13 protein-coding genes are annotated in these 19,339 nt (G+C 50.0%); 7 read left to right on the top strand and 6 right to left on the bottom strand.

Annotation, left to right across the window (positions count from 1 at the left end):
- Positions 1-43: 43 nt before the first annotated feature.
- The 4 genes from pphB to ACMGGS_RS00970 form a co-directional block, all read right to left on the bottom strand.
- Positions 44-700 (bottom strand): protein-serine/threonine phosphatase, encoded by a 657-nt coding sequence (gene pphB, locus ACMGGS_RS00985; RefSeq protein WP_414164674.1) that lies wholly within the window; start codon positions 698-700, stop codon positions 44-46.
- A 100-nt stretch (positions 701-800) separates the two neighbouring features.
- On the bottom strand, positions 801-3,362 hold the full coding sequence (mutS, locus tag ACMGGS_RS00980; RefSeq protein WP_414164673.1) for a DNA mismatch repair protein MutS: 2,562 nt from the start codon (positions 3,360-3,362) through the stop codon (positions 801-803).
- A gap of 280 nt (positions 3,363-3,642) precedes the next feature.
- Entirely contained in the window at positions 3,643-4,983 is a 1,341-nt protein-coding gene (locus tag ACMGGS_RS00975) for an MFS transporter (protein ID WP_414164672.1), read from the bottom strand.
- A gap of 22 nt (positions 4,984-5,005) precedes the next feature.
- A complete protein-coding gene (locus ACMGGS_RS00970; protein ID WP_414164671.1) occupies positions 5,006-6,517 on the bottom strand; it encodes a sulfatase-like hydrolase/transferase in 1,512 nt (503 codons plus the stop codon).
- A gap of 156 nt (positions 6,518-6,673) precedes the next feature.
- Between ACMGGS_RS00970 and ACMGGS_RS00965 the strand changes: the two genes are divergently transcribed.
- On the top strand, positions 6,674-7,594 hold the full coding sequence (locus tag ACMGGS_RS00965) for a LysR family transcriptional regulator (protein WP_414164670.1): 921 nt from the start codon (positions 6,674-6,676) through the stop codon (positions 7,592-7,594).
- Between the two features lie 43 nt (positions 7,595-7,637).
- Here the strand turns inward: ACMGGS_RS00965 and ACMGGS_RS00960 are convergent, their stop codons facing one another.
- Positions 7,638-9,323: an arylsulfatase gene (locus ACMGGS_RS00960; RefSeq protein WP_414164669.1), complete on the bottom strand. Its 1,686-nt coding sequence runs from the start codon at positions 9,321-9,323 to the stop codon at positions 7,638-7,640.
- A 191-nt stretch (positions 9,324-9,514) separates the two neighbouring features.
- Positions 9,515-10,684 carry a hypothetical protein gene (locus ACMGGS_RS00955; RefSeq protein ID WP_414164668.1) on the bottom strand — a complete coding sequence of 390 codons (1,170 nt, stop codon included), beginning with the start codon at positions 10,682-10,684 and terminating at the stop codon, positions 9,515-9,517.
- 628 nt (positions 10,685-11,312) lie between these two features.
- On the opposite strand from ACMGGS_RS00955, the gene ACMGGS_RS00950 reads away from it, so the two are divergent.
- From ACMGGS_RS00950 to ACMGGS_RS00925, 6 genes are all read left to right on the top strand, one after another.
- Complete coding sequence (locus ACMGGS_RS00950) at positions 11,313-13,040, top strand: sulfatase-like hydrolase/transferase (protein ID WP_414164667.1); 1,728 nt, start codon at positions 11,313-11,315, stop codon at positions 13,038-13,040.
- A gap of 59 nt (positions 13,041-13,099) precedes the next feature.
- Positions 13,100-14,326 carry an anaerobic sulfatase maturase gene (locus ACMGGS_RS00945; protein ID WP_414164666.1) on the top strand — a complete coding sequence of 409 codons (1,227 nt, stop codon included), beginning with the start codon at positions 13,100-13,102 and terminating at the stop codon, positions 14,324-14,326.
- 51 nt (positions 14,327-14,377) lie between these two features.
- Complete coding sequence (gene licT, locus ACMGGS_RS00940) at positions 14,378-15,211, top strand: BglG family transcription antiterminator LicT (protein WP_414166175.1); 834 nt, start codon at positions 14,378-14,380, stop codon at positions 15,209-15,211.
- Positions 15,212-15,360: 149 nt separating this feature from the next.
- Positions 15,361-17,226 carry a PTS beta-glucoside transporter subunit IIABC gene (gene bglF, locus ACMGGS_RS00935; protein WP_414164665.1) on the top strand — a complete coding sequence of 622 codons (1,866 nt, stop codon included), beginning with the start codon at positions 15,361-15,363 and terminating at the stop codon, positions 17,224-17,226.
- A gap of 12 nt (positions 17,227-17,238) precedes the next feature.
- Positions 17,239-18,633 (top strand): glycoside hydrolase family 1 protein, encoded by a 1,395-nt coding sequence (locus ACMGGS_RS00930; protein WP_414164664.1) that lies wholly within the window; start codon positions 17,239-17,241, stop codon positions 18,631-18,633.
- 270 nt (positions 18,634-18,903) lie between these two features.
- The gene (locus tag ACMGGS_RS00925) at positions 18,904-19,338 is read left to right on the top strand and encodes a RidA family protein (RefSeq protein WP_276158494.1); all 435 of its coding nucleotides are present in this window, start codon (positions 18,904-18,906) and stop codon (positions 19,336-19,338) included.
- Position 19,339: the final 1 nt, after the last annotated feature.

Below are 19,339 nucleotides of genomic sequence, written 5' to 3'. Positions count from 1 at the left end.
ATTATTCTAAAAGGCCACTCTGATGAGTGGCCTTTTTTATTATCTATTGCAATCGATAGAAGGCAAGCTTACCTGATTTTGCTGAGCCAGTATCAATATAGTGTTGATTTGCAAATAGTTGAATATGATCGAAAATCATATGGCCGAAAATAAAATGATCGGCCCCACCTATTATTTCACTCTTTTCGTCCAGCGATCTGAGAACGCGCTCTACTGACCATAAAACACCGTTAAGATCCACCGTCTTTCCAAATTGGTAATGCGTAGCCGGATAATCTGCATGAGCAATAACATATGTGCCGCTTTCATTTTCGGCTTCAATAATGTGAGGTCGCTGGTGAAACGTTAAAAGCAACGTTATCGCTTCTTGCTGTTCTTCTTGCGTCAGATCGAAAAACCATGCTCCGCCATTACCCAGCCACATATTGCCATCCTGCGTGGCAAAGGCCTCCAGCGCCATTGCCTCGTGATTACCCATCACTGAAATAAACCAGGGTTCATTAAGCAGTCGCAAAACGTCCATGTTTTCCGGGCCACGATCAATATTATCGCCAACGGAAATTAATAAGTCTTTTTCCCGGCAAAAGCCAATGTCGGCAAGGCGCGATTGCAATAGTGAATAGCAGCCGTGGATATCACCCACGACCCAGATGTGCTGCCAGTCTGATGAATTTATTTTATGGTAGCGTACAGAGGACATGGAATTTCCGATGAACATGAAACAGGCTGGTATTATAACATTTCCCGCATTCACTTATCAGCCATTGCCAGCCCGATGACCTCAGCCACCGGGCTGTCGTTTACACCAGACTCTTCAACCGATAAATCCATTCCAGCGCCTGACGCGGCGTCAGCGTATCCGGATCGAGGTTTTCCAGCGCTTCCACCGCCGGACTGGTTTCCTCGGCGGGAGCCAGCAGCGACATCTGCGTGCCGTCAACCTGAGTGGCCGCAGCATTGGGAGAGAGGCTTTCCAGTTCGCGCAGTTTTTGCCGCGCGCGCTTAATCACCTCTTTTGGCACCCCTGCCAGGGCGGCTACCGCCAGACCGTAACTTTTGCTTGCCGCGCCGTCCTGCACGCTGTGCATAAAGGCGATGGTGTCGCCGTGCTCCAGCGCATCAAGATGGACGTTGGCGACGCCTTCCATTTTTTCCGGAAGCTGAGTCAGCTCGAAATAGTGGGTGGCAAATAAGGTCAGGGATTTAATACGGTTTGCCAGATTCTCTGCGCAGGCCCACGCCAGCGACAGACCGTCGTAGGTTGAGGTGCCACGGCCGATTTCATCCATCAGGACCAGACTGTTTTCGGTGGCGTTATGCAGGATATTGGCCGTTTCGGTCATCTCAACCATAAAGGTCGAGCGGCCAGAAGCCAGGTCGTCCGCGGCCCCCACGCGGGTGAAGATACGGTCTATCGGACCGATCTCTACCTTTTGCGCCGGCACATAGCTGCCGATATAGGCCAGCAGCGCAATCAAGGCCGTTTGACGCATATAGGTACTTTTACCGCCCATATTCGGGCCGGTGATGATGAGCATCCGGCGCTGTGTAGACAGGTTCAGCGGGTTAGCGATAAAGGGCGTATTCAGCACCTGTTCAACCACCGGATGACGCCCTTCTTCAATACGCACTCCCGGTTTGTCACTGAACGTCGGACAGCAGTAGTTCAACGTCTCGGCACGTTCGGCCAGATTGACCAGAACGTCCAGTTCGGCCAGCGCGGTGGCACTTTGCTGTAAATCGGCCAGATGCGGGAGCAGCAGGTCAAACAGCTCATCATAAAGTTGTTTTTCCAGCGCCAGCGCTTTGCCTTTGGAGGTGAGAACCTTGTCTTCATACTCCTTCAGCTCAGGAATGATATAGCGCTCAGCGTTTTTCAGCGTCTGACGACGCACGTAGTTGATGGGGGCCAGATGGCTCTGCCCACGGCTGATCTGAATGTAGTAACCGTGGACGGCGTTGAACCCGACTTTCAACGTATCAAGGCCGGTACGTTCGCGTTCGCGGATCTCCAGCCGATCCAGATAATCGGTCGCCCCGTCGGCCAGCGCCCGCCATTCGTCCAGCTCAGCGTTGTAACCCGGCGCAATCACCCCACCGTCGCGGACCAGTACCGGCGGCGCTTCAATTATTGACCGCTCCAGCAGTTCACGCAGTTCGCTGAACTCGCCCATTTTTTCCCGCAGAACCTGCACCGGAGCACTGTCAACGCTTGCAAGCTGACTGCGCAGTTCAGGAAGCTGCTGGAAAGCGTAGCGCATCCGCGCTAAATCACGCGGACGAGCGGTGCGCAGCGCCAGACGCGCCAGAATACGTTCCAGATCGCCAACCTGACGCAGCACCGGTTGCAGTTCGCCGGTATATGGCTGAAGCGCGCCGATAGTCTGCTGGCGGTCGGTTAACGTGCGGGTATCGCGCACCGGCATATGCAGCCAGCGCTTCAGCATGCGGCTGCCCATCGGGGTGACGGTACGGTCAAGCACCGACGCCAGGGTATTATCCACGCCACCGGCAAGATTCTGGGTGATCTCCAGATTGCGGCGCGTGGCGGCATCCATAATGATGCTGTCCTGCTGACGCTCCATGGTAATAGAACGAATATGGGGCAGGGCGGTGCGCTGAGTGTCTTTTACATATTGCAGCAGGCAACCTGCGGCACACAGGCCACGCGGCGCATTTTCGACGCCGAAACCAATGAGTTCGCGGGTGCCAAACTGCAAATTAAGCTGCTGGCGAGCGGTATCAATTTCAAACTCCCACAGCGGACGACGACGCAAACCACGGCGGCTTTCAATCAGCGACAGCTCGGCAAAATTTTCGGCATACAGCAGCTCCGCAGGATTGGTGCGCTGAAGCTCGGCCGCCATCGTTTCCCGATCCATCGGCTCGCTGAGACGGAAACGACCGGAACTGATATCCATCGTGGCATAGCCAAAGCCTTTGCTGTCCTGCCAGATGGCAGCCAGCAGGTTATCCTGACGTTCCTGTAACAGGGCTTCATCGCTGATCGTGCCGGGGGTAACGATGCGCACAACCTTGCGTTCCACCGGCCCTTTACTGGTCGCCGGATCGCCGATCTGCTCACAAATCGCCACCGACTCGCCAAGGTTGACCAGCTTCGCCAGATAGTTTTCTACCGCGTGGTGCGGTACGCCCGCCATCGGAATAGGTTCTCCGGCGGAAGCTCCACGTTTGGTCAGCGAGATATCCATGAGCTGCGAAGCACGTTTCGCATCGTCATAAAACAGTTCGTAAAAGTCACCCATCCGGTAAAACAGCAGGATATCCGGGTGCTGAGCTTTCAGCTTAAGGTACTGCTGCATCATTGGGGTATGGGCGTCGAAATTTTCTGGTGTACTCATCGGCTTATGATGTCCATTTTCTTAAATTTTAATGAGGTAGTGATGTTTTTTCTTTTTATGGAGTATCACGTGGCCTCATGAAGTTCCGGGTAAAACAGGCCCGTCAACATAGTGGCCGCCTGGCTGCATCTATATCAATGAATGCGTAGTGAGCATGATAACGGAGTATTCACAGCAGGAAAACAACAGGGCGAAGCACAAAGCGTTTGAAATGACTAAAAAGCTGATGCGGCAACAGAATGTTGCCGCATCAGAGATTACAGGCATGCCAGGATGGCTATCATTTATTGACGGATACTTTTCCCTTCTGCAAACCAGTTTTCGCTGCGAATACCAGCACTACAATCAGGCTAATGGACAGCATAACAACATTGACCAGCAAACCCATGCCAAAATCGCCGGTAAGATCTTTGACATAACCCATCGCGGTAGGGCCAAAAAAGCCGCCAAGGTTGCCGATAGAGTTGATAACGGCGATGCCACCTGCTGCCGCCGATCCCACCATAAATAAAGGGGGAAGCGTCCAGAATACAGGTAATACCGCAAACAGACCGGTAGAAGCCATCGTCAGGCCGATAACATTCAATAAGGCTCCTTTACTAAATGCCGTAATCGCAATACCGGCAATGGCCAGCAGCAGCGGCGCAACGATATGAAATACCCGCTCATTGCGACGATCTGAACGTTTACCCCACCAGAGCAACGCGATGACGGCACCGATATAAGGGATAACGGAAAGGAAGCCGGTAGCAACAAATGAAAAGCCTGCATTTTTAATCAACTGGGGAAGCCAGAAGTTGACCGTGGCATTGGTCATTGAAATACCGAGGAAAATAAGTGCCAGACTGAGCACCAACGGGTGAAAAAATATACGCGACACTTCAATGCTGGATTTATGCTTACGCTGGCTTAAATCTTCATCCAGCGCTTTGCGTGCGGCCCGTTTTTCCTCTGACGTCAGCCAGCTGACATCTTCCACTTTTTCCGGCAGGCGTAATAAAACAATAATGCCGAGAATAATGGCAGGGAAGGCTTCAATAATGAAAAGCCACTGCCATCCTTCAAGCCCGCTATGCGCTCCGCCCGCCAGAATTAAACCTGATACTGGCCCACCAATAATGGTTGCCAGTGGGTTGGAGAGCAGGAGAAAGCCCACAATCTGTGCGCGGCGTTTGTTAGGGAACCACTGGGTCAGATAATACAATATTCCCGGATAGAAACCGGCTTCAGCTGCCCCCAGCAGAAAACGCAGCGCCAGAAAAGATTTTGCATCCCACACAAAGGCTGTGCAGGCGGATAACAAACCCCATGTGATCATAATACGGGCGATCCAGCGTCGGGCACCTACCCTGGCTAACATCAGATTGCTGGGTACTTCAAATATAAAATAACTAATGAAAAAGATACCGCTGCCGAGACCAAAGGCAGTTGCGGATAAACCTATATCTTCACGCATGGTCAACGCAGCGAATCCGACATTAACCCGATCAAGAAACGCAGCGAAATAGCATAAGATTAAAAATGGCAATAATCGCCACGCAATTTTGGTGAATGTTTTTTGCGTTTCTTCATTGTCCGTCTGTAATTTGTCCATAGGCTTAAGGGAGGTTTCCTGTGACATAATGTTCTACCTTTTTATTGTATTAGCCGAAACCGACAACCTGTCCCGGATCGGACGAGGTGGCCAGCGGAGGAAAGTGAATACCGCGTTGACCGGACAGACCCCGATTGACGGGCGTCACAAATTCAGGTGCCTCGCAGCCGACAAATTCACCGTTTTTAATCCACGCCAAATCGCTGCCGTACAGTTCATGCAGCAAGTTTTCTTTCAGGCGAGCAATGACATCCTGCAATGCTTTCTGCGGGTAAAGATCGTGCTGCTCTCCAGGATCGTTGAGTAAATCAAATAGCTGGAAGTGGTTTCCTGCCGGATACCAGAGCAGTTTATAATGCCCGTCGGTTAACATTCGGGTCGCCAGCGCCCCTTCAAGGCTCTCACCATAGAAAGTGCTACGCCGCTGCTCGCCAGTCACAGGAAGACCGTCACAACTCTCCGGCACGTCAATATCACACAGTGTCAGCAGGGTCGGCATAATATCCTGTAACCCCACCAGGCGATTGTCTACGCTGCCGGGTTGAATACGCCTCGAGTTTGTTCTGTCCACGACAATCATCGGCACTTGCGCGGAACCCTGATAAAAATAACGTTTGGCGTACATACCATGATCGCCAAGCATATCGCCGTGATCGCTGGTAAAGACAATAATGGTGTCATCCAGAATGCCTTCTTCCCGCAGCGAACCAATCAGCAGGCGGATCTGGTGATCGATATGGGTACACTGTGCATAAAACGCGCGTCGCATATCGTTGTATTGCTCTGGCGGCAAAGGCGGTTTGAGCTGCTGGTTAATCGCGAGCGCATAGGGAAGATTTTCTGCCTGCGACCATTCACTTTGCTGGGGGCCATCTATTTCGCGCTGACGATACCGATCAAAATAGGCGCTGAGAGGCACAATCGGCGGATGAGGCTGAGTGTAGGAGACGTACCAGAATGCAGGGCGCGTAGGATCCCGACGACGGATATTTTTTGCTGCCGTCTCGGTGATCCAGTTCGTCATATGCAGCTTTTCGTCAAGATGCCACGTCCGCCAGCTGTATTCATTGTTACTCATGCCATGCATAAACTGCTGACCGGCACAGCCATTTTCCGCGAGGAAAATTTCATAATCGTCCACCCCTCCCAGATGACTACGTCCTTCCTCAGCAATAAAGGCTTCTTCGAAACCAATACGGTCACGCGTGGGATAAACATGCAGTTTGCCGGTTGCAGACGTCTGGTAACCGGCGCGGGTAAATACGCCTGCCAGCGTAGGCATATCCGGCATCGGCAGGGCGGGCTGGAAAATTCGATCGCCATGCTTTCTGGAGGTAGAGCCGGTCATAATCGTTCTGCGCGCAGGAATACAAATTGGACAGGGAGACCAGGTATTTGGAAAGTGGACTCCCGATCGCGCCAGATTATCAATAGTGGGCGTTTCAATAAATGGGTTGCCTGCAAAGCCGAACAAATGCCCTGGCCACTGATCCACGGTGATAAACAGCACATGGGGGCGTTTGGCTGGCGCGCTCGTCATCTGTTGGGTGTTCTCACTCATTTTTTATACTCTTTCAATAGGTTACAAATTTCATTAGCGGCAACGGAAAAGTTTTCCCTGGTGAATCGTTGCCATTAAAAAGGATATGTAATAAAAAATGAGCTACAAATTAGATTTGCTAATTATTCATCATTTAATTACAACCAGGTCACAGTTATGGATCAAAAAAATTTAATGTCATTTGTGGTGCTGGCTGAAGAGCTGCAATTCAGCCGGGCGGCCATCCGATTGCACATTACGCAGTCGGCGCTGAGCCAGCAAATTGCCCGTCTCGAAAAAGAACTGGGAGTGGTGCTTTTTGAACGTACCAAGCGCAGCGTGCGCTTGTCTGAGTGCGGACATGTTTTTTTACCGGAAGCCCAAAAAGTGATCGCTGATATGGCAAAAGCAGCCGAAACCGCCCGCCGCGCCGCGCGGGGACAGGTTGGAAAAATCGCCGTCGCTTATGTTGATGCCGCGCCATTCAGCTTACTTTCGCCAGTGGTGATGCAATTTCGTAAATCTTTCCCTGATGTTGAAATGGTGCTGCATGAAATGACCTCAGCCGAGCAATTTGATGCGCTGCAAAACGACCGTATTGATATTGGTTTATTACGGCCAATTTATGAGGTGGAATGGATGCGATCCCTGACCTTACTCCAGGAACCTTATGTCGTGGCGATGCATAAAGAACACGAACTGGCTGCGCAAAATGAGGTTCATATTCGGGCGCTTATTCAGGAAAAATTTCTTTTTACCTCGAAAGAAAAAGCAAAGTATATCTACAGTAACTGGGACGCTATATTTGCCCGCCACGGTATGTCGCCGATAGTGGTTCAGGAAGTCAATCAACTGCATGCCATGCTGAGCCTGGTAGGCGCTGGCATGGGGATGGCCTTTTTGCCGCTGTCTGTGGCGCAAAATAATAATCATGGGGTGGTCTACCGTCCCATAATGGGCATTGACTCACCCCATGCTCTGTTAAATGTTGCCTGGCGCGATGGCCGAAATAACACGCTGGTGAGTCATTTTGTCCATACCGCCCGGCAAGTCAGCGCCAGGGTAAAACGGGAAAAGGAATTACTAACGGCGCGATAAACGCGCCGCTATAAAAGACCAGCTGTACGTCTCTGGCAAACGATTATTTTGCGGAAAATCCATCTTCCATGCGGTTGAATTTATAGAAGAACGGAACAGGGTCAATCACGGATGGATTACTGTATTTCTGTGCTTCCTGCTGCCACAATTTTTTCAACTCTTCCAGCTTCTCAGGATATTTTGCCGCAACGTCAGTAGATTCTGAGTAATCATTGGCGGTATTAAATAACTGCCACTGGTCAGTCGCGTAATCAGTACCCATACGATGCATCGCCACTGCACGCCAGTCACCCTGTGTAATGGCCCGCTGACCGCGTAATTCGAAGTACTGAATATCGCGCGTTTTTGCCGTATCGGAATTAAACGTTGGCAGGAACGATTTTCCGGCAACCGGGATTTGTTTCACGCCTCCAATTTCGTTGGCAAAAGCGGTATCGGCGGCATCCAGGATGGTTGGAGCCAGGTCAATCACACTGACATACTGGTGACGAATTGCGCCCGGCGTCTGGATTTGTTTTGGCCAGGAGACGATCAACGGCGTGCGAATTCCACCCAGATAAGGCCACAATTTATAGCGACGGAAAGGCGTGCTCCCCGCGTAGGCCCACGGACGTTGATAAAGCATATCCGTATCAGGGCCGCCCGCGTCATCCAGGTGGGCATCCATTTCCGCAACGGTAGTCTTATCCATGTAAGCGTGACGGAAGCCCCCGTTTGGTCCTCCTTCGGATGCCGCACCATTATCGGTAATAAACATCACTACCGTATTATCAAATTGTCCGCTGGATTTAAGATATTCTACCAGTCTGCCGATTTGCTCATCGGTATGGGTAATAAAACCGGCATAGGTTTCCATAAACCGGCTGAAGACGCGTTTGTGCTGCTCATCCAGGGAATCCCATGCAGCATCGCCTTTCTCACGCGCAGGAAGAACGGTATTTGCCGGTATCACACCCAATTCTTTTTGCCGTTCGAAGCGTTCCAGACGTAATTTATCCCAGCCTTGGTTATATTTCCCCTTGTAGGCCTCAATATAAGACTTCGGAACCTGTAATGGGGAGTGCGCCGCGCCAAAAGCAAGATAAACGAATTTGGGTTTATCTGATTTTTGTTTAAAGGCGTCGATAGCATGATCAACCAGGTCGACAGAAAGATGATAACCGGGTTTATTGGGTTTAGGCAGTTCCTGGTTATTCTCTACCAGGTCAGGATGATATTGCGGAGAATGGCCGCTCAAAAAACCATAGTAATAGTCGAAACCTTTTTGTCTCGGCCAGAATTTCTGGTTACGCTCCGGCGCATCTTTATACTCAGGCGCGATATGCCATTTACCCAGCGCAAAAGTGGCATAGCCAGCCGTATGCAGCGCCTGCGCGACGGTTTGTGCATTCATCGGCATCTCACCGCTATTCGCCGGACCCGAACCTAACGGCGTATCCGGCGATGGCGCAGGCGTCCCTTTCGGCGGCAGTTCTTCCATATTTACCGTCTGATTATTACGTCCCGTCATCAACGCAGCGCGCGTAGGCGCACACATTGAACTGGTATCAAAGCGATTATAGCGCAACCCTGAATACGCCAGCAGATCGATATTTGGGGTTTTTATTTCAGAGCCAAATGCGCCGATATCACCATATCCCATATCGTCGAGCACAATCATGACCACGTTGGGTCGTTGAGGCTTTTCCGTTTTAGCAGGTGTCTGGCCTGCCGCAGTAAAAGACGTCATCAACATTCCTGCCACGGCAGTACTGGCGGCAAGGATACTCAGCAATGTCCTTTGGGGCGATCGCACAGCAGGCTTATCGTATGAATTTCCATTGTCCTGCTGCGTAATAAATATTTTTTCCTGCTTATTCTCAGAAAATGAAGTAACGAGGGTTCTCATTGTATGATGCCTTCTTAAAATTGTAACGTAGTTTAAAAATCCCACTGAAATTCAAGGCGGGTAATATCGTCAGCTTTTTCTTCCCAGGTCCAGGATAGCCAGGCACGCAGGTTTGGCGATCCAAACCAATATTCCAGTTGAGGGGTGAGGCTGGCACCGCCAAATTCATCCCAGGTGTTATAAAGAATGTAACTAAACCCGGAGGCTTTTTCGGGAAATATTTGCGCGCCAGCGGTAGCTGAATACCCGAGACCGCCTTTTGCCCAGCCGCGCTTTTTAATCAGCGCTTTAGATTCACTTTTATCCCGTTTTGAATAAGCGGTCTGACCGACAAAACGATATTGACCTCCGACGTTGGCGTAACCTGCCAGCGCCCAGGTATACAGTGATGTACTATCCCGTGCATATTTTGAATCCGCGTTTTTAATATCGCCTCGGTTAGTTGCTGTAATATCCACGTTACCCACAATGCTGGTGCTGCCAACCGTAACGGAAGGTTGACCGTTATGCATTGAAGCGTATACGCCATAGTCGCCAGGGCGATAGCTATAAAGATCGTCAGTTTGATAACCCAGATCCACCCCAACAATTTTCGATGTGCGGTCGTAGCTACCGGCAAGAAAGAGATTATCCGGAAATTGTTTTTTATAGAGGAATTTCCCGGCGTTTTTCACACCGGCATCGGCCTGGGTATCCAGTAATCCCTGCGATCCCATATCTACAGCGAAGAAACTCCAGGTCGCTGTATGTTTACCGTACATGAATGCACCAAGGTCATCATGCGAAATCCCCACTCTGAACTGTTCCCACTTGACATTATCGTCAAAGTCGTTGAATTCATTGATGGTCTTTCCATGAAGACGACTATAGTTCTCCTGACCGCGCATCCAGAAATCCCCGACCAGCGCCGTCTTTTCTGCAAAATAGGTCTTTCCACGGAGACGACCATTGAACTGAAGATATTCGGCATTGCGGGCATTTTCATTGGTATATGAACCTTTAAGACGAAAGGTGGCATACCAGCGCGAATCCTTCGACAGATCGGTTAACGCTGGAACGGTGCTTCCTTTTTTGTCGGAAAGGTAGTTTTCCACGACGTCATCGCGGATATTAGCCTTATTTGAATCAGCATATGCCAGGCCAGGAAATAGCATAGAGGCTATCATCAAAGTGAGTACAGAACGGGTTGTTTTTATAGTCATAATAATTTGCCAGGGGTATTTGTCCTTCCGAATGCCTGCGCAATAGTTGAGTCATTCGGGTCAACAATTATGAACACGATAGTGCGCTACAGAAATAGTCAGGGGAAATCAATTTCTGAGCGTGATTTAATTATGTGCGTTTTGTCTTGCTTAACTACCCAAAAGACAAAATCCTAATAAGTTAGCGATTAATAGTGCGATAACTTTTCTCCTTTTACAGTTGTCAGGTTTTGAGGCAAAAAAAAACCTAAATCGAAAAAGGCCTGATTACCTTTCTCGATTTAGGTTTTGCCTGCCTCAGGCAGTCACAATCCTTAATCTGCTGTCCTTATAAAACTATCAGATTCGGGATGCAAGATCTTTTTAACGATAATGACCAGTCTGTGAAGTAACGCATTATTAAATAATCTAATCAGGTTGGTCATAATGACTTATAAGTCATCCATTAACGCGATCAATATCACATTTTACACGATATGATGTTGTTAAGGAAAATCTGCATGTTAATCTCGCAGCAAGTTGGATTGTTACTGCATTTTCATGCGAGCAAAACCAGATAAACCTTCAATGTTTTTGATGAGAGGTTTATCTGGTTTTTTTTTGGGCTTTATCAGGAAGGACTAAAATAATGAAAAAAATTCTGGCCCCCTGTGTAATGGCCATGGTGATGACACAGCAGACCCTGGCAGCCGATTTTAGCGCTCAGGTCCAAAGCCAGCGTCCTAACATTGTGTTAATTCTGGCTGAAGACATGAACTCCCGGCTGGGCACTTATGGCGATCCCAACGCCATTACGCCAAATATTGATGCGCTGGCCAATGAGTCCGTTGTGTTTACCCATGCTTTCACCATGGCGGGCGTCTGTGCGCCTTCCCGCGCCGGGCTAATTACCGGCATGCCGCCGCAGGCGACCGGCCTGCTTCATATGAGAACCTCTACCTATACCCATCAATATCAGGGCGTACCGCCGTCTTATGTCAAGGCTTACCCGGAACTGATGCGGGCGAACGGTTATTTCACCTATAACGATACAAAAACTGATTACCAGTTTAGCGATGGACATGCGGATGTCGGCCCTTTTTCTATCTGGACCGCGCATGGTTCTTATGCCAGTCTTGACGACCTGATGGTGCCGGCTGCCTGGGAAAATTATGATTTAAAAGGGAAGCCTTTTTTTATCAATCTTAATCCACAAATCACTCATGAGTCAGGCATATTTACGGCTGAGAATGTGGCTGAAATTGAACCTGCGTTTAAAGAACTCCCTGCGTTATGGGATAAGTTACGTTCACATTATACTTTGCCTGATATTGATTCGGCTAAACTGAAAATCGATCCTTACTGGCAGGATACAGCGAAAGTGCGCAATGAGCTGGCGCTGTTTTATAAAAATATCAATGTCATGGATCAGCAGGTAGGTAATATCATCAACCGGCTTAAAAAAGATAAGCTCTGGGAAAATACGATTGTTATTTTTGCTGCTGATAATGGCGACGGGTTACCCCGGCACAAACGGGAAGGATATGATTCCGGAACACATGTTCCGTTAATTATTTATGTTCCGGAAAAATACCGTCCGGTGGGCTGGAAAGCCGCAGGTGAGAAAGACGACAAACTCGTTTCTTTTGAGGATCTGGCTCCCACCATTCTGGGTTTTAGCCGAACGGCGGTCCCTTTCTATATGAAAGGTATAAATCTGTCAGCAGATAATCCGCCAACCCGACAGTATATTTTTTCGTCCCGGGGACGCATGGATGATATCTATTTGCGGTCATATTACGTTCGTGACAGAAATTTCCAGTACGTGCAAAATATTGATAAAACGCCGAATGGCGCGAATATCGCTTTCCGTGATGTACTGGAAACAACCCGCACGCTGGCTACGGCACATAAGCAGGGCACACTTACTGCCGAACAGGAACAGTGGTTTGCCCCAAAACCGGCTGAAGAACTTTACGACTTACAAAAGGATCCGTGGCAGCTACATAATATGGCAGGTGAATCCGCTTCCAGATCCAGAATCGCGCTGTATCGTCAAAAGCTGGAGCAGTGGCGCAGTGAAACCAATGATACAGGCATCATTGCCGAAGATCAGCTGGTTAAAGATTTGCAGGATGCCAGCGGCCAGACTCGGGTCACCCTTCCTCCCGTCATGGAACGTAATCCCCTGACGCAAAAGGTGTATATCGCTAACCGGACCGACGGCGCTTCGATTGGTTATAGCTTCGATGGTAAAAACTGGGAACTGTATACCGGAGCTATAGCGGTTCCGCAGGAGGCCAGTACGCTATTTACTAAAGCGGTGCGCTATGGCTGGAAAGAGAGCGCGGTACAGCAATTACCCTTATCCAGATAACGGGGCATAACGGTAATGAGCACACCAGACAGCAGAGTGTTATCGCGAAGAGGTAAATAATGGGCCAGAAAATAACCAATTTTCAGTTAATGGCGAAACCGTCAGGTTCCGTATGCAACCTTGACTGCACCTATTGCTTCTACCTGGAAAAGGAGCATCTTTATCCGGAGCGCAAAAGCCGCTGGAAAATGGATGCCACGACACTGGAAAACTACGTGCGGAAAAACATTCAGGCGCAGAATAACGATGTCGTAGATTTTCTCTGGCAGGGCGGCGAGCCAACATTGATGGGGCTGGACTACTTTCGTGAAGCTGTCAGGCTACAAAATCAGTATCGGGGTTTTAAGCATATTAATAATTATTTTCAAACCAATGGCACAAATATCGACGATGAATGGGCGTGCTTCCTTAAAGAAAACAATTTCCTCGTCGGCCTGTCCATAGATGGCGACCGCATCAGCAATGATGCTTATCGTCTGACTCGATCGGGCAAAAGTACATTCGATGCCGTGATGAGCGGACTGGAGGCGTTAAAACGTCGTAAAGTTGAATTTAACACGCTTACCGTTGTAAATGCGGAAAACGTCAAGCGCCCATTAGATGTTTATAATTTCCTCAAAAGGATTGGCAGCCGTTATATGCAATTTATTCCGCTGGTTGAACGAGCGGCGGCAGAACCGGATAGCCACGGTCTGACGTTGATCCAGCCCGATTTTTCAGGGCAGTGCCGCGTCACGGACTGGTCGGTACCGGCGAAAGCCTGGGGACGCTTTATGAACCAGATTTTCGACCACTGGATTCAGCATGATATTGGCGAGGTGTTTGTGATGAACTTCGAGCAGACGCTGGCAAAAATGTGCGGCAACCTTAGCGCCTGCGTTATTAATGAAACCTGCGGCAGTAATCTCATCGTTGAGGCCAATGGGGACGTCTATTCGTGCGATCATTTTGTTTATCCGGAAAACAAACTGGGTAATCTTAACGAGGACGATTTACTGACGCTGGTGAACACGCCACAAAATATTGCTTTTGGGCAGAACAAAAAAACAGGTATCAGTAAAGATTGTCTCAATTGCATGGTACGTCCAGTCTGCAACGGGGGATGCCCTAAACATCGTTTTGAACTTTCCAGTGATGGCAGACCAAATAAAAATTATTTATGCGATGGATTTGCCAGCCATTTATTTCATGTCGTGCCCAAAATGAAAACATTATTATCCTTGCTGAATGCTGGAACGCCGCCAGGGAAAATTCGGCGTGAAATGAAAAGGCACTACTACCGTTGAGGATAACATTACGGATCCAGCATTTCTGGCTGGCCGTATTTTGGGACCATGATGAAAATCGCCAGAGTTCTTAATAATAATGTCGTCGTTGTTCTTGATGAGCAGCAGCGAGAACAGGTTGTCATGGGGCGAGGGTTAGCCTTTCAGAAACGCCCCGGCGACGATGTTGATGAAACGAAAATTGAAAAAGTTTTTTCTCTGCAAAATGGCGAAATGGCGCGCCACCTCGGGGAGCTGCTTAGCCAGATCCCGCTGGAGGTAATGACGACCTGCGATTGTATTATCCGACTGGCAGCGCAGCGTCTGGGAAAATTGCAGGAGAGTTTGTATATCACCCTTACCGATCACTGCTGGTTTGCCATTGAGCGGCATAAAAAAGGTATGGCCATTAAGAATGTGTTGCTCTGGGAAATTAAACGTCTTTATCCCAGAGAGTTTGAATTAGGCCAGCAGGCACGCGCGATCATCGCAAAAAGACTTCATGTGGAATTACCTGAAGATGAAGCGGGATTCATTGCTCTGCATCTGGTCACTGCGCAGCTTAATAGCGAAATGCCTGAGGTGCTGCACGTGACCCGGGTGATGCAGGAGATCCTTCAGTTGGTTAAATATCAGTTCCAGCTTGAATATAATGAAGAGTCACTGAGTTACCAGCGTTTTGTGACGCACCTGAAGTTTTTTGCTCAACGCATGCTCACTCGCGCGGTGGTGCCTGATGATGATGTGTCACTGCATAGCGCCGTCAAAGAGAATTATGCAAAAGCATGGAAATGCGCTGAAAAAATATCCCGACATCTGTTGTTAACGTACCAGCGTGAACTCACAACGGAAGAAATTATGTTCCTCGCCATTCATATTGAGCGGGTGAGAAAAGAGAGGCGTTAACCCTCTCCACAATCTGTTTAAAAAAGGATTGTTACTGCATCCAGCAGGCAAAACCTGAGCGCAGCTCGTTATCGAGTTGTTCTCGGGTTTTTTTATTTTTATTACCTGGTTAATGGGATACCGATGGGTATCAACGTAAGGAAAACAATATGAAATACCAAACTCTGGCGAAGGATATCCTCAGCCATGTGGGAGGACGCGAGAACATTGTCAGCCTTGTTCACTGTGCCACCCGGTTACGCTTCAGACTGAAAGATAATAAAAAAGCGGATGCTGAGAGCCTAAAAGCTAACCAGGATGTAATTATGGTAGTGGAAAGCGGCGGACAGTTTCAGGTCGTGATTGGCAACCATGTGAGCGATGTCTGGCAAGCGGTGCGCAATGAGGCTGGCCTGACGGAGGATACGCCGACTGCGGGCGAGGAGCAGGGAGATAAACCTAATCTTCTCGGGCGGCTGATCGATATTGTGTCTGGTATTTTCACCCCTTTTATCGGCATTCTGGCTGCGTCTGGGATCCTGAAAGGGTTATTAGCGCTCGCGGTAGTCTGTCACTGGCTGACCATCGACAGCGGCACTTATAAAATCTGGTTTGCGGCAAGCGACGCGCTGTTCTTTTTCTTCCCGATGGTGCTGGGCTACACCGCAGGAAAAAAATTTGGCGGCAACCCCTTTATCACTATGGTCATTGGTGGAGCATTAACGCATCCGTTGATGCTCCAAAGCTTTGAGGCCAGTCAGCTTCCCGGCGCGACGGTAGATGCTTTTCTGACTATCCCGGTGACCTGGTTTAATTACAGCGCCTCAGTTATTCCCGTCATTCTTGCCGCCTGGGTAAGCTGCTGGCTGGAAAAACAGGGGAATAAATACCTTCCGTCATCCGTGAAAAATTTCTTTACGCCGCTCATTTGCCTTGCCGTCACGGTGCCATTAACGTTCCTGGCCATTGGCCCGGTCGCAACCTGGTTGAGTCAGCTACTGGCGGGAGGCTACCAGATTATTTATGGCGTAGCGCCATGGCTGGCGGGGGCTGCAATGGGCGCGGTCTGGCAGGTGTGCGTCATTTTTGGTCTGCACTGGGGGCTGGTGCCGTTGATGATTAACAACTTGTCCGTGCTTGGGCAAGACTCAATGGTGCCCATGTTACTCCCGGCGGTGATGGGGCAAGTCGGGGCAGCGTTCGGCGTATTCCTGCGTACCCGCGATCCGCGTCAGAAAGTGCTGGCGGGATCCTCTGCAACAGCCGGTATTTTCGGTATTACTGAACCGGCAGTGTATGGGGTTAACCTGCCGCTGCGACGTCCTTTCATTTTTGGTTGCATAGCAGGGGCCGTGGGCGGCGCGATTGTCGGATTCAGTAACAGCCATGTGTATTCATTTGGTTTTGCCAACATTTTCACCCTTGCACAGATGATCCCGCCGGGTGGGGTGGACGCTACACTCTGGGGAGGGATCCTGGGGACGCTGGTTGCCATGGTGTTGAGTTTCATCCTTACGCTGGTAGCAGGTATGCCTGCGCGCGCGGTAACCGGCTCGTCGACGGTAAAACTCGTTGTCGGGGAAAATGAAATTTATGCGCCCATGAGCGGCACGGTGCTGGCCCTCGATCAGGTGCCGGATCGCACCTTTGCCAGCGGCCTGCTGGGTGAAGGTGTCGCCATTATTCCCTCTGGCACAACCGTCATTGCGCCTTTTGCCGGGGAAGTCGCCTCACTTTTCCAGACCCGGCACGCCATTGGTCTGCTGAGCGAGAGCGGTATCGAACTGCTTATCCACGTGGGTATTGATACCGTGAAATTGAATGGCGAACCTTTCATTGCGCACGTCAACGTCGGCGATAAGGTTCAGGCGGGCGATGTACTGCTTGAATTCGATCGTCAGGCCATACTGGCCGCTGGATACGATCTGGCCACGCCAATTATTATCAGCAATAGCGACAGCTATCACGGGGTGACGACAGTCGCTGGCACTGCCGTTGACGCGGGCATGCCACTATTAACCGTAAGTCGTGATTAACAGGAGAACACAATGAAAACGTTTCCGGAGAATTTCTTATGGGGCGGGGCGCTCGCTGCAAATCAGGTGGAAGGCGCATACCTTGCCGACGGTAAAGGGCTTTCCACTTCCGATGTACAGCCGAAAGGGGTATTTGGCGAGGTCGTCGAGCGCGTGGCGGGCGACAGCGGGATAAAAGACGTGGCAATCGATTTTTATCATCGTTATCCGCAGGATATTGAGCTGTTTGCCGAAATGGGTTTCAGTTGTCTGCGTGTCTCTATCGCCTGGACGCGCATTTTTCCTCAGGGCGACGAACAACAGCCTAACGACGCGGGGCTGGCATTTTATGACCGTCTGTTTGACGAACTGGCCAGCCACCACATTACTCCGCTGGTGACACTCTCACACTATGAAATGCCGTGGGGGCTGGTGAAACAGTACGGCGGCTGGGGCAACCGAAAGGTTATTTCCTGCTTTGAACGCTATGCGCGCACGGTCTTCAACCGTTATCAACACAAAGTAAAATTGTGGCTGACGTTCAACGAAATCAATATGTCGCTCCACGCGCCGATGACGGGTGTCGGCCTGCCTGAGACCAGTAGCAAGGCGCAGGTATACCAGGCCATCCATCATCAACTGGTTGCCAGCGCACTGGCGGTGAAAGCCTGTCATGAGATCATCCCTGATGCGAAGATAGGGAACATGCTACTGGGCGGTCTGGTGTATCCACTGACCTGTAAACCGGAGGACGTTTTCAGGGCGCTACAGGAGAATCATAGCTGGCAGTTCTTTGGCGACGTGCAGTGTCGCGGCGTTTATCCTGGCTATATGCGTCGTCTGTTCCGCGATAAGGGGATTGAGCTTGATATTACGCCTGAAGATTTGGAGGCGCTGAAATCCACCGTTGATTTTGTGTCATTTAGCTATTACATGACCGGCTGTGTAACTACGGACGAAGAACATAACAAGCAAGCGCGCGGCAATATTTTAAGTATGGTGCCTAATCCACATCTGGCCAGTTCGGAGTGGGGGTGGCAAATTGACCCCATTGGTTTGCGTACCTTACTAAACGAGCTTTGGGACCGTTATCAGAAGCCCCTGTTTATTGTGGAAAATGGGCTTGGCGCGAAAGATCACGTCAACGCAGACGGCAGTATCCAGGATGATTACCGCATCAGTTATCTTAACGATCATTTAGTTCAGGTCCGCGAGGCCATTGAAGATGGCGTTGAAATGATGGGGTATACCTGTTGGGGGCCGATCGATCTGGTCAGCGCGTCAAAAGCCGAGCTTTCTAAACGCTACGGCTTTATCTATGTTGATCGCGATGATAATGGCAACGGGACGTTAAACCGTAGCCGTAAGAAGAGTTTTTACTGGTATAAAGAGGTGATTGCCAGCAAAGGCGCAACGCTTAAGGAATAATTTATGTTGCGTCGCCGTCCTGTTTCTTAAATGTAATGCGGCAACGATGTTTTTTATCGCGCCTTACCCGGTCTCACTGATGCTTCTCAATGGGCAAGGTGCATAATAACCGGCCCTTTATGGCAGGAAGATAAAGGGCCTGATCGTTATAGTTAACGCGCAGCCGCAGGTATTCGCATTTTCTAAACTAACGCCTCAGATTATGCTGTTTTGTTTGCCGCGCCTGAGAAGGTATACCTTGCGGGGAATCCATTATCCTGGCAGGCAGACATGAGCACACACACCCGCATTCGCAAATTTAACACCAAAGAAACCTACCCGAATCAGTCGCTGGATAACGATCTTTGCCAGGCGGTTCGTGCAGGCAATACCGTTTACGTTCGTGGTCAGATTGGCACCGACTTCGACGGCAACCTGGTGGGGCTTGGCGATCCGGCTGCGCAGGCAGAGCAGGCGATGAAGAACGTTAAACAGCTGCTGGAAGAGGCGGGCAGCGATCTGTCACACATCGTTAAAACCACCACCTATATCATCGATCCCCGCTACCGTGAGCCGGTTTATCAGGTCGTTGGCAAGTGGCTGAAGGGCGTGTTTCCGATCTCCACCGGGCTGGTCATCTCCGGGCTGGGACAGCCGCAGTGGCTGATGGAAATTGATGTTATCGCCGTGATCCCGGACGAATGGCAGCCGCCGGCAGGAGTATAAA

Origin of the sequence: Superficieibacter sp. BNK-5 (assembly GCF_047456055.1) — a bacterium.
GTDB lineage: Bacteria > Pseudomonadota > Gammaproteobacteria > Enterobacterales > Enterobacteriaceae > Superficieibacter.
This window is presented reverse-complemented; position numbering and strand designations above follow the sequence as displayed.

Bases quoted from the DNA above. Each gene is read 5' to 3' on its own strand.
- ACMGGS_RS00970 (WP_414164671.1), bottom strand. From the start codon at position 6,517: ATGAGTGAGAACACCCAACAGATGACGAGCGCGCCAGCCAAACGCCCC.
- mutS (WP_414164673.1), bottom strand. From the start codon at position 3,362: ATGAGTACACCAGAAAATTTCGACGCCCATACCCCAATGATGCAGCAG.
- ACMGGS_RS00965 (WP_414164670.1), top strand. From the start codon at position 6,674: ATGGATCAAAAAAATTTAATGTCATTTGTGGTGCTGGCTGAAGAGCTG.
- ACMGGS_RS00960 (WP_414164669.1), bottom strand. From the start codon at position 9,323: ATGACGTCTTTTACTGCGGCAGGCCAGACACCTGCTAAAACGGAAAAG.
- ACMGGS_RS00925 (WP_276158494.1), top strand. From the start codon at position 18,904: ATGAGCACACACACCCGCATTCGCAAATTTAACACCAAAGAAACCTAC.
- ACMGGS_RS00930 (WP_414164664.1), top strand. From the start codon at position 17,239: ATGAAAACGTTTCCGGAGAATTTCTTATGGGGCGGGGCGCTCGCTGCA.
- ACMGGS_RS00945 (WP_414164666.1), top strand. From the start codon at position 13,100: ATGGGCCAGAAAATAACCAATTTTCAGTTAATGGCGAAACCGTCAGGT.
- ACMGGS_RS00975 (WP_414164672.1), bottom strand. From the start codon at position 4,983: ATGTCACAGGAAACCTCCCTTAAGCCTATGGACAAATTACAGACGGAC.
- licT (WP_414166175.1), top strand. From the start codon at position 14,378: ATGAAAATCGCCAGAGTTCTTAATAATAATGTCGTCGTTGTTCTTGAT.
- pphB (WP_414164674.1), bottom strand. From the start codon at position 700: ATGTCCTCTGTACGCTACCATAAAATAAATTCATCAGACTGGCAGCAC.
- ACMGGS_RS00955 (WP_414164668.1), bottom strand. From the start codon at position 10,684: ATGACTATAAAAACAACCCGTTCTGTACTCACTTTGATGATAGCCTCT.
- ACMGGS_RS00950 (WP_414164667.1), top strand. From the start codon at position 11,313: ATGAAAAAAATTCTGGCCCCCTGTGTAATGGCCATGGTGATGACACAG.
- bglF (WP_414164665.1), top strand. From the start codon at position 15,361: ATGAAATACCAAACTCTGGCGAAGGATATCCTCAGCCATGTGGGAGGA.